The 10,279-nt window shown below is 44.0% G+C and carries 11 protein-coding genes, 1 tRNA gene and 1 pseudogene; 8 read left to right on the forward strand and 5 right to left on the reverse strand.

The window, feature by feature from the left end:
* Positions 1 to 43 precede the first annotated feature (43 nt).
* The 3 genes from RMO79_RS21600 to RMO79_RS21610 all read right to left on the reverse strand — a co-directional run bounded on the left by RMO79_RS21600 (position 44) and on the right by RMO79_RS21610 (position 2,859).
* Positions 44 to 166, reverse strand: a tRNA-OTHER gene (locus RMO79_RS21600).
* 502 nt (positions 167 to 668) lie between these two features.
* A complete protein-coding gene (locus tag RMO79_RS21605) occupies positions 669 to 1,094 on the reverse strand; it encodes a hypothetical protein (protein ID WP_310485327.1) in 426 nt (141 codons plus the stop codon).
* Between the two features lie 70 nt (positions 1,095 to 1,164).
* A complete protein-coding gene (locus tag RMO79_RS21610) occupies positions 1,165 to 2,859 on the reverse strand; it encodes a ShlB/FhaC/HecB family hemolysin secretion/activation protein (RefSeq protein WP_310485328.1) in 1,695 nt (564 codons plus the stop codon).
* A 104-nt stretch (positions 2,860 to 2,963) separates the two neighbouring features.
* Here RMO79_RS21610 and RMO79_RS21615 point away from each other — a divergent pair, with 104 nt between their 5' ends.
* Positions 2,964 to 3,155: a type II toxin-antitoxin system HicB family antitoxin gene (locus RMO79_RS21615; protein ID WP_310485329.1), complete on the forward strand. Its 192-nt coding sequence runs from the start codon at positions 2,964 to 2,966 to the stop codon at positions 3,153 to 3,155.
* Here the strand turns inward: RMO79_RS21615 and RMO79_RS21620 are convergent.
* Positions 3,136 to 5,190, reverse strand: a complete 2,055-nt coding sequence (locus RMO79_RS21620; protein WP_310485330.1) for a hypothetical protein — start codon at positions 5,188 to 5,190, stop codon at positions 3,136 to 3,138. The genes RMO79_RS21615 and RMO79_RS21620 overlap by 20 nt on opposite strands.
* A gap of 25 nt (positions 5,191 to 5,215) precedes the next feature.
* Here RMO79_RS21620 and RMO79_RS21625 point away from each other — a divergent pair, with 25 nt between their 5' ends.
* Positions 5,216 to 5,347, forward strand: coding sequence for a hypothetical protein (locus RMO79_RS21625; protein WP_310485331.1), 132 nt, complete (start codon positions 5,216 to 5,218; stop codon positions 5,345 to 5,347).
* A gap of 4 nt (positions 5,348 to 5,351) precedes the next feature.
* On the opposite strand, the gene RMO79_RS21630 is transcribed toward RMO79_RS21625, so the two are convergent.
* A complete protein-coding gene (locus RMO79_RS21630) occupies positions 5,352 to 5,720 on the reverse strand; it encodes a filamentous hemagglutinin N-terminal domain-containing protein (RefSeq protein ID WP_310485333.1) in 369 nt (122 codons plus the stop codon).
* A gap of 114 nt (positions 5,721 to 5,834) precedes the next feature.
* Here RMO79_RS21630 and RMO79_RS21635 point away from each other — a divergent pair, with 114 nt between their 5' ends.
* The 6 genes and pseudogenes from RMO79_RS21635 to RMO79_RS21660 all read left to right on the forward strand — a co-directional run bounded on the left by RMO79_RS21635 (position 5,835) and on the right by RMO79_RS21660 (position 9,437).
* A complete protein-coding gene (locus RMO79_RS21635; protein WP_310485334.1) occupies positions 5,835 to 6,167 on the forward strand; it encodes a DUF6883 domain-containing protein in 333 nt (110 codons plus the stop codon).
* 17 nt (positions 6,168 to 6,184) lie between these two features.
* Positions 6,185 to 6,418 carry a DUF4926 domain-containing protein gene (locus RMO79_RS21640; RefSeq protein WP_310485335.1) on the forward strand — a complete coding sequence of 78 codons (234 nt, stop codon included), beginning with the start codon at positions 6,185 to 6,187 and terminating at the stop codon, positions 6,416 to 6,418.
* Between the two features lie 2 nt (positions 6,419 to 6,420).
* Positions 6,421 to 6,834 (forward strand): type II toxin-antitoxin system HigA family antitoxin, encoded by a 414-nt coding sequence (locus tag RMO79_RS21645; RefSeq protein WP_396136654.1) that lies wholly within the window; start codon positions 6,421 to 6,423, stop codon positions 6,832 to 6,834.
* A gap of 403 nt (positions 6,835 to 7,237) precedes the next feature.
* Positions 7,238 to 7,799: pseudogene (locus RMO79_RS21650) on the forward strand (transposase); the annotation flags it as partial.
* Between the two features lie 259 nt (positions 7,800 to 8,058).
* Entirely contained in the window at positions 8,059 to 8,448 is a 390-nt protein-coding gene (locus RMO79_RS21655) for a hypothetical protein (RefSeq protein ID WP_310485337.1), read from the forward strand.
* A gap of 89 nt (positions 8,449 to 8,537) precedes the next feature.
* Complete coding sequence (locus RMO79_RS21660; protein WP_310485338.1) at positions 8,538 to 9,437, forward strand: ATP-grasp domain-containing protein; 900 nt, start codon at positions 8,538 to 8,540, stop codon at positions 9,435 to 9,437.
* Positions 9,438 to 10,279 lie beyond the last annotated feature (842 nt).

Below are 10,279 nucleotides of genomic sequence, written 5' to 3' on the forward strand. Positions count from 1 at the left end.
CTAGACAGGCGGACGCTCTAACCACTGAGCTACAATCCCAAATTAGGGGTAGCAGGATTTGAACCTGCGAATGGCTACACCCGATAACCCTCATTCTGTCGTCCCTGATGGGCAAGTTAATTGAATTAGGATAAATAGCTGCCTTTCCAAACTTGGCGATACCCCTATAGGTAGCGAGGCGGGAGTTGCACCCGCATTTCCGACGATGCGAGGGGGGATTCGTTAATAGCGATAACCCTCAGATCTGCGCCCCTTGCGGGTAAAAATGGTACTTTGCTATTAAGCTACTCGCTACATGTGGTTTGAATTTAATGCGGTTGGTTAGGTTGTCATTTGGTTGGCTCCTGTGGGGTTGTGTTTGTTTCCATGTACACAGAATAGCCTCGGAGACTAACCCTAAGCTAACTCGCGATCGCATCGCTAGAATATTGACTGGACAAGTGTTTCAGACCTGGGGGAAAAGTTTGACTTAGGGGATACCCCGAACTTTGCCACAAAAAATTGAGGGTAGGGACAATTCATGAATTGCCCCCACTGATAGAGAGTCTCGTGATTTGGATTAGCCGCTACTACGGCTTGCTGGGTAAATTCTAGAGCTTTATACCATTGTTGATGTTTCTTGTAGAGCCAGCCCAGAGTGCTGGAGTATCTAAATTTTCACCTGTAACCTAGCAGCCACATCCCCCACTAGCTTTAATTGCTTGAGTCTTGTTGCCGTTACTAATCGTTATTTGCACGTCATATAACTGCGTGTAGTCAATTTTCTTAGTAGGGCGAAATGCGAGTTTAATTTTGAGATTTTTAGCTGTATAATTTTCTGGGGCATGTGGTCGATCGGATCGATTTCCGACACGAGTCAATTTCGTATCTTTCCCATCAAAATTCATCAGCGTTACTTCTCCCGCAATATTAACAAAAATTGGGGCGGTAGATTTACTACCTGCTAATGAAAAACTACAACCAGCCCCGCTAGGAGCATTTTTGACAGCACCTATTTTAGGCAGCTCATTTCCTTGGGCAAATACCGATTGAGTAGAGCCGATCGCCAGTGCTAAAATCAAGCCGATCGAGCCGATCTTGGTAAAAAAATTCATGTTTTTTTGATGAGGCTAGCTCCCCGACTTCTCCCAGAAGTCGGGGAGCTATAGGAGACTTTTAATCGAATTAAAACGGAAAATATCGCACCGAAAAATGTAAACCATTATTAGATAATGAATTGCGGCTCCTGGCTAGATCGACGAGCGGAATGCCCCAATCGAGCCGAGCACTGAGATTATCGGTGCGCCATTGCAATCCCAATCCAGTAGAGAGTAGTGTACCAGACCGATCGCTAGTAGAATTGTTCCAAACCGTCCCCACATCGATAAACGGCGCAATTTGCCAGGTATTGCCTCGATCGTTCCCGATCGGCAACTGCAACTCTACCGAGGCAAACGCCCCATTATCGGCAAGTAGTGCATCCTGACGATAGCCGCGTACCGTAGTTTGTCCGCCGATGGCAAATTGTTCGATCGAGACCAGCGATCGATCTGCAAATTGCACCTTTCCTTGTATAATTAAATTTGTACGATCGGCTAACTGTGTCAACCAGCGTCCTCGACCTTGCCACGAGACAAACCGACTATCGGGCGCAGCAGCATTAATCGTCGCATTGAGCGCATTTACACCAACATTTACCTGAGAGCGTAAACTCAAGACCGATCGATTATCCCTATAGATATACTCCTGCCCGAACCGCAAAGCTGAAACCCCAATACGACCATTATCGTCTGCACCGCGACTGAGGGGAAAAGGTGTATTCCCCAACGCACTAGCACTCTCCAGCTTAGAGCCAGTCAGACTTAGAGCAAATTCTTGAGTAGCATCTCGCCCAGCGCGCCGAATTAGGGGCTGGCGCACGCTAACTTCGGCATAGCGAGCATTGGAGGTAAGATCGAGCGAGCGATATGGCTCTTCAATAATCTGGCTGTTAGTCCCCCCGATATTTACGCTCAGAGTGGTCTGGGAGGGGTTCAGGGGCACAGTATAACTGGCATCGATCCCATTACTGCCTTCAGTGTTACTATAGGCAAAAATCAGCGTATCGCCCCACCCTGTGAGATTGGCTGCGCTAATTTGGGCGCGACGTTGCCAACTACCGATACTCGGCGAGCGATCGTTATTGGTAGCAATTTCGCCTGTCAAAGTCGGATTTTCCTTAACTTCGATCTCTAGCAGGTTGGTACCTGGTTGAATGCCATTCGAGAGTTCGGCAGAAATACTCCCGATCGAAGGATCTTGTTGCAACAGCCGCAAGCCTTCAATCAGTCGCTCGTGATTTAACGGCTGTCTGGTAGCCAATGCTAGCCGCGATCGAATATATTCGGGGTTGAGCCGTTGGGTTCCGGTAACTTGAATAGCTTCGAGCCTACCTTCGACAATTTGAATCCTAACTACCGCCGCATCGATCGATAATGTCTGTCCGGTGGGAATATACGCCCCGCTAGTGAGATACTGACGATCGAGATACATGCGTTCGATCGCATTTTTGGCAGCTTGGAGTTTATCGAATGTGACTTCGCCTGTAAATGGTTGGGTAATTTTAGCTAATTCTCGATCGCTAAATACCGTACTCCCAATTACTTCATACCTGAGTACTTTAATTCGCTCTGTCGTTGGTATTGGCGGGTTTGGAGGGGTTGCCGTTGGGGGTGTCAGGGGGACAGGTTGGATGGGTAAAGTACTCGGAATCGGCTGGGGTAATCGATCGATCTGTGGCGGTGCGGGGAGAGTGGTTTGGGCGATGGCTGGGATGCAATTCGAGCCGACAAATAGGGAAAGGGCGAAAGATATAGTGGGATGGGTAATGAAAGTTTTCAATTTATTGCCAGTGGGAAATTAAATCTAGATATTCGTTAAAATAAATTAGCATTCGTGACATCTGTATTAGAAGCAGATCTAATCTAACAATCGGTATTAACCAGATGAGAAATATAAAAGTTAATATTATCATTGAAAAAGATCGAGATGGGTATTATGGTTATTCTCCAGACTTGAAGGGGTGTCAATCTCAAGGGAATAGTCTAGAAGAAGTCAAAACCAATATTCAAGAAGCGGTAGAACTCTATTTAGAAACGCTAGACGATCGGAAAATACTTACTTACCCCCACAATTAGGCGCGGACGAGGAGATATTTGGCTCTGAATAATTAGTCGGTTGACTAGTCAAAATTACCGTGCGATTGCTGCCCATTTTCCAACCCCGTGCAGCCTCGAGCGAAGGTGGCATCGGCGGACTACTGACAGGCTGATTAGCCACCCGCGTATCTACCCAGATCTTGTTGCTCCGCAACGGATCGATCGCACTAGGCGCAATTCCCCCCTTACCACTGTCGATAAATTGACTCGCCTGAATACTTCTTCCCGCGCAGGTTTGCGAGATTCCTGGCGGACTCGGTACGATCGGATCTGGCTGCAAGCCTTTATTTGGATCGTTCCCCAAGGTGGTAATCGTCACGATTCCCTGCGCGCCGAATGTCGAAGTCGCGGCAATATTACTAGTAGAATCGATTTGCTGGGTGCTAAATCCCAATACATTATCGGCTTTAATCTCTATTCTCCCACCGCGTCCGCTCGCAGCACTGGCGGTAATATCGCTATTTTCCCTCGGCACCGCGAGGATTAACCCATTCGGCGCGACGATATTAATATTGCCGCCATTGCCATTCGTCGCCGCGTTCGCCGAAATCTCGGACTGGTTCCGCAATAGCACCAATTTACTCGCATTTAGATCGATATTTCCTCCGTCAGCAGAGATCGTTTTGGCAGTAATCGCCCCACGATCGAGTTTAATATTAGCGGTATCGGCGGTAATATTCCCCCCGCGTCCGGTACCATTACTATTCACTGTCACTACTGCACCTTGTTGAATATTCAAATTCGGACTAGAGATATTAATATTCCCCCCATTCCCAGTGGAGTTGGCTTGCGATCGACTGACGATGCCGCTATTGTTACCCACATTGAGCAAGATATTATAATCGCGCAAAGATGTCTGTCCGGCGGTGTCGATAAGATAAGCTTGTAAAGTCGATCGAGCCGTGGGACTAGTTTGCAAGAAGGTGAAATAATTCTCTAGGATTTGTCGATCGGGAGCGTTATTATTAACTTGCTGCCAAGCAGAGAGAACCGACTGTTGTGAAGTGGAATTGGGATTTTGGAGATAGTCTGTTAAAGCTTGCCGTGCGGCGGGCTGATTGCTGACGACGAGAATTAAACTCAAGAAGGCGCGCTTAGATTCAAAAGTCGTATCGATCCCGTTAAGAGTCAAAATTTTGTCAGCATTAACGTTAATTTTACCAGCCTGTCCAGTCCCTCTCGTCGTCGAAATCAGTTGTCCGCCATCGGTTAATTCTACCGTATTGGCTTGAATCTCGATCGACCCACCTTGCCCGCCAGCTAGCGTACTGACATCAATTCTAGTCCCACCTTGTAATGTAACCAGATCGGCATTAATCTTCACCACTCCCGCATTACCCGTATCGCTGGTAATACTCCGAATCCGGCTCCCATTCCCCACCCCCGCAAACGCTAAATTATTTTCAGTCCCCAGAAATTGCCCCAAATTCGAGTTGCCCAATAGCTCCACAGTATCCGCACTACGCCCATTTAAACCCAAAATGGAAATCGAACCACCCGCACCACTTCCATCAGTTCCCGCCGAGATTGAAGCCCCATTTTGAAGCGCAAATTTGGGAGTTTGAATGTTGATATTTCCAGAATCCTGCCGACCCGCAGAAAAAGAGGTAATAGCAGTAGGCTTGGGAAATCCTAACAAAAATACCTGACTAGAAACCCCACTAACTTCTACTGATTCACTGGCAATAATGTTGATATCGCCGAGTTTACCGCCGCCCAGCGGAATGTCGTCACCAAGATAATCGGTAATCATTTGCGATCCGTCTTTGTGAATCAATTTGCCCGATCGAATGCTAATATTCCCACTGCTACCAAAACCATAAGACCCAGTAAGTAGAGCTGTCTCTTGTCCATTTGTAGGCGCAGCAAGTCGGACGGTATTAGTTACTGAAATCGAAATCTTCCCCCCATTGCCCGTACCTGAAGCATAAGGGCTTGTCTCCAAATATGCTCCATCTAAAAGCTGGAAGTTTTTAGCACTAACGAGAATATCTCCGCCATTAATATCACCCAATGTACTAGTATAAATCCCACTATTATTGCCAGAAATTAATACATCGCCACTTGCATCGAGCTTGACACTACCACCTCTAGTATTAGCGGCTGTACCAGTAGAGCGGGCATTAACCTTTGCCGGATTATCATCCGTTCCAGTTACGGTAATATTCTGAGCTTTTAAGTCGATGTCACCGCTATTCGTTCCAGTCGTAGCGATCTTCGAACCATTTTTAATAGTAAGGTCGCCTTGGCATTACCTAAAATGCCCAAAGTGCCATTAATATTCGACGGTGCATCCGTCACCCTAGTAATGATATTATTGACACCATTAGGATTGACAAAATCTACTTTTTGCCCATTGCCAATACTAAATTCCGTGAAGCTATGGAATAAATTGGTACCGCGCAGCGCGCCACCTTGAATGACATTGTTATCAATTTGAGATCGATCGTTACCTAGCGTATTATCGGGTTTAACCTGAGCTTGGGCGAGTGCCGATCCCAATAGGGTACAGGATATGCTCAGAGCGGCGGTGATGCATTTCATCGGACTATGACGATCGACATATGTAGTATATCATCATCTGACTCGATCGATCCGATCGAGATTACATCCAGTTTTGAATTACGATAATGCATGTAAGCTATTTTTACTACTTTCATGCTCATTCCGAATGGAGAGCTGGCTATCGTCGATATTCGTAAGCTACGAGACTATTGCCTAAATCTGAATCATGATACGGGCAAGCACAAAGCCCGACTGTTTTTATCTATACTAGGGATGACGGCTGAGAATGCTGAAGATTTACGTCAAATTTTATTAGAAGTTGTTGTCACCCATGAAGCTCGGCTACAACGGCAAGATGAATTTGGACAACGATATGCTCTAGATTTTTCGGTAGAATGGCAAAATAAAAGCGCAATCTTGCGAAGTGGCTGGATAATCGAGAATGATTCAGAGATGCCTAAGTTAACGACCTGTTACCCTTTATAGATTGAAGAGAAAAGAGAATGAACGCAAGTATTAATCTTTTGGATGTGGTGGCTCTGACGGTGAATTTGCCTGAGTATAATCTATCTCAGGGTCAAGTTGGTACCGTTGTGGAGATTCTAGCATCTGGCAAGGCATTTGAAGTAGAGTTTAGCGATCGACAAGGGCGAACCTATGAGTCAGTAGGATTGCGTTCTCATCAATTAATGGTGTTACACTTTGAGCCAGCATCACCTAGAATGGTTGCTGTTTAAATATAGTGAGTATCGATCTAACTAACTATTTACAACTCTGGGCTAATGCAGATATCAGTCCAAAAGTAATTGAATCTGAATCTGAATACAGACAGTTTTTAGCAGTAGCAGAGAGTTTACTTGTCAAGAAAAATCTGCGTACTTCAGAAGAAACAACTCTACTGCGGTTAGTGGTAAAGCTCATTGAAGATTATGAATCCAAGCATTACAATTTAGATGACTGGGGCAAGTCGGCACCTCATGAAATTTTGCAGCACATCATGGCTGCTAGTGGTACCAAACAAATCGATCTTGTTGGGATTGTTGGTAGCAAAGGAGTTGTGTCTGAGGTGGTAAATGGCAGTCGCTCTATTAGTAAGGCTCAAGCGAAAAAACTAGGCGAAATGTTTAAAGTATCGCCGAGCTTATTTATCTAGTTTAGCGATCGCAATCGATCGGATCGATCCGAATCGAGATTACATCCAGTTTAGGTTGAGGAAGATGCGATCGAGCCAAATAATTGAATTAATGTGTCTAATGCTGGATAGTCATTTTTTGGTAGTTCGCCTAAGAATTGATTGATTATCTTCGGAAAATTTGATGTCATCTTAACTAGTTTTTTATTTTTAATTACCTCCATTTTATCTGAATGGGGGTCATTTTTTACTAATTGTTTCTATCATTCAACACTTTTGCTATCTTGTCTGCTCTTTCCCTCTGCCCATTGTGCCCTTTTAGACTTTCTTCGTTTATTGCAGTGTCGATTGTTACTTAGGATGTTTTTAGCTGTAAAGGCAATCGTACTCTGTTTAGATTTTTGTTCTTCTGCGGCTTTTCTACCTTCATTCCTATGTAATGGTGATGGAGACGCTATCACAAGGAGCTGATTACCTAGGAAGGATGCCTAAGAATGTCAAATTTCCAGTAGATAAAGTCTTAGAGGATGGTTCCTATTTATCCTGGATTGCTCCAGATAGAAAATCCAAGAAAAAAGGTGCGAGTTTAATCATGGTACGAGTGATTGAATATACGATTAAAAATGATGGAGAACCCGTAGTATATCGCCTAATCACTAGCTTATTAAATCCTGTTACTTTTCCAGCTTTAGTACTCAAGGGTGGAATATCACAAGCGATGGGATGTCGAAACTACTATCGATGAATTAAAAGTGCATTTGTTGGGGCGGAAAACACTAATTCGCTCTCTGAATCCTCGTGAAGTTGTTCAAGAAGTTTATGGCTGATTATTGGGACATTGGGCTATTCGTTCGCTCATGTTTCAAGTGACTGAACAAGCTGACATCTCTCCCTTGAGATTAAGTTTTACCGGAACGTTGAATGTTGTTCGCCGTGCTGTTCCAAAATTTCAACGTCTAGAACTAACGGAAATTCCCTTTTTTTGAGCTGGCTACAGACAGAGATTTTGGATGAGCAGATCCCTCCACGTGAAGGCCGAAGTAACCTGAGAGTCGTCAAAAAGCGTTGCAGTTGCATGGTCGGGAGACCCGACCATGCAACTGCACCAAGACAAACTAGAGCTAAATTCCCCTCTAAGAAACCTATTCACCGAGAAACTGGAAGGGAAAATGAAGTCCGTTGTTTCTCGATCTTTAATATTGTCTAGACCTTAACCGAACCGTATTGCTTGTTAATGGACTAATCTTGCGTCGATTACTTCGTAGATACATTCACCCAGTTATTGAAATTTTTCCAGCGATTTCAATCCTGACTATTTTGACGATTATTGCTTGTATTGTAAGTCTGAATAAGCATAATCTTTTACACTTTCCAGCTACACTAATTATTGCTGTTATTGCCCATAATAGTCTTGGATTACTATTAGGTTATTGGGGCGGTCGGTTTTTAAAAATGGCCGAAGACGATTGCCGAACGGTGGGAATTGAAGTTGGAATGCAAAATTCCGGCTTGGGAGTCGCTCTAGGTTCTCAATTTGTTAGTCCAGCAGCAGCTCTACCTTGGGCAACTTCTAGTCTGTGGCACAATTTATCTGGAATTGTTTTAGCAAAATATTGGTCGAAAAAGCCTAGATAAGGTAAAAATGAGATCTCTGGATGCAGATGTAGTCGCAAATTAGAGTAAGATCGAGATAAATTAATGAAAACTCCGAACGATCCTCGAATATGGTTGTTGTTTTTCATGACGAATCTCTTCGCAATCCGAATTCGATCGATAATCGCGAAACGTTGCAAATTGTCGAAACCGCGCGCATGTATGGATGCTATACCTACTTCTTACCTGCGGCAATCGGTTACTCGATAGCGGCGGTAGATGCCCTAGCAAACCTGCCCTATTTCGATCGACCTCAAATTGGTATTTGGGCTGGTTTCATCCCCTCAGAGGCTAAATACGAGGCAGTTTATCGAGCAGCGGCTGAGAAAAATGTATTCTTGGTTAACGATCCGATTCAACATCAAACCGCTTTAGAATTCGATCGATATTATCCCCTACTAGGTAATCTTACGCCGCAAAGTCTGACGATTACCAGCTTGGATGAGTGTGCTGATGCGGGTGCAAAATTAGGCTTTCCAGTATTCGTGCGCGGTGCTGTTAAATCAAATAAAACGCTCGGTTGGGATGCTTGCGTGGCGAACGATTCCGATGAGTTGAGCTATATTGTCGAGCAGATTTTATCGATACCCCATCGCGCGCGCGGGCGAGCAATTATCCGGCAACTGGTAAAATTACGGTATCGATCGATAATGCCTGGAAATTTCCCCCGCAGTCGGGAATATCGACTATTTGTTTGTCGAGGGCAAGTGCTGGCTTGCGGTTATTATTGGGATGAATTTGAGGATGAGTTTATATTAACAGAATTGGATCGAGCGAGTCTGGATCGACTGGCAATTTTAGCCGCAATTCAAGTTAATGTGCCTTATATTATTGTCGATATCGGACAACTTGAATCTGGAGATTGGATTGTGATTGAGATTGGTGACGCGCAGTTTGCAGGGATGAGCCACGTTTCGATCGTCGAACTATGGAGCAAACTGGCAATAATTGATGAATTGCAAATAAAATAATTAAATTTAATTAATAAACAAGACAATTGTCAGCGATCTCGACCGATTTGGTAAAGATGAGATATATGAATAGCCAATTAAATATAATTAGATCGAGATGTTATTAAATCGATCGAACTGGGCACAATAGAACTGGATACCTAAATACATCCATAATTCTGCTAATTTAGTCAATCGACAAATCGCGATGTCCAAGCAAAACCGTCACAATCGCAACCTCATGCGTCTTACAGCGGATAATCTCGCTCGGAATCCAGAATAAACTCTCCATTAAAGAACTTTTGGCAAGAGTGTTATTACTATAAAATTCTAGATTTAATTGCAGATTGTTGAGCTAAATAGCTGATTTCGATTTACAATGAATTACATCCAGTTTAAGACAGACAAATAGTCTGTCTTAACTAGAAAGTTTAGTTCTGGCGATCGCGCTACCGTTCTCTATCGTCCATCTTGTTGGGTGCTATAAAAATGCTTCTAAACTCTTGGTCTAAAACTGCTCGAAAATGTCCTAAGTGTGATACCGATCGAATCGGTCGAGATCGGCGTAAAAGTAAGTGGGAGAAACTTATTTCCCTGTTAAATATTTATCCATATCGCTGTCGCCAACATCACTGTAAGAAACGTTTTTATCGGTTTGGCAGAAATCTCTAGTAGCTGGTTAAAAACCTTGCAGATTGGCGATAATACAGCACTTTCCAGTAATATGCAGTACGTTATTTGTTCGGAAAGGGGGGAGCGGGGGGATTTGTACTTCACAATTGAGGAAAGTGCTGTAGCGATCGAGCTTTACAATAGCCATCAAATTCATATAGCAGATATATAATTGAAGTATCAATCGAGTC

It is taken from the genome of Chamaesiphon sp. VAR_48_metabat_403 (assembly GCF_031422475.1).
GTDB lineage: Bacteria > Cyanobacteriota > Cyanobacteriia > Cyanobacteriales > Chamaesiphonaceae > Chamaesiphon.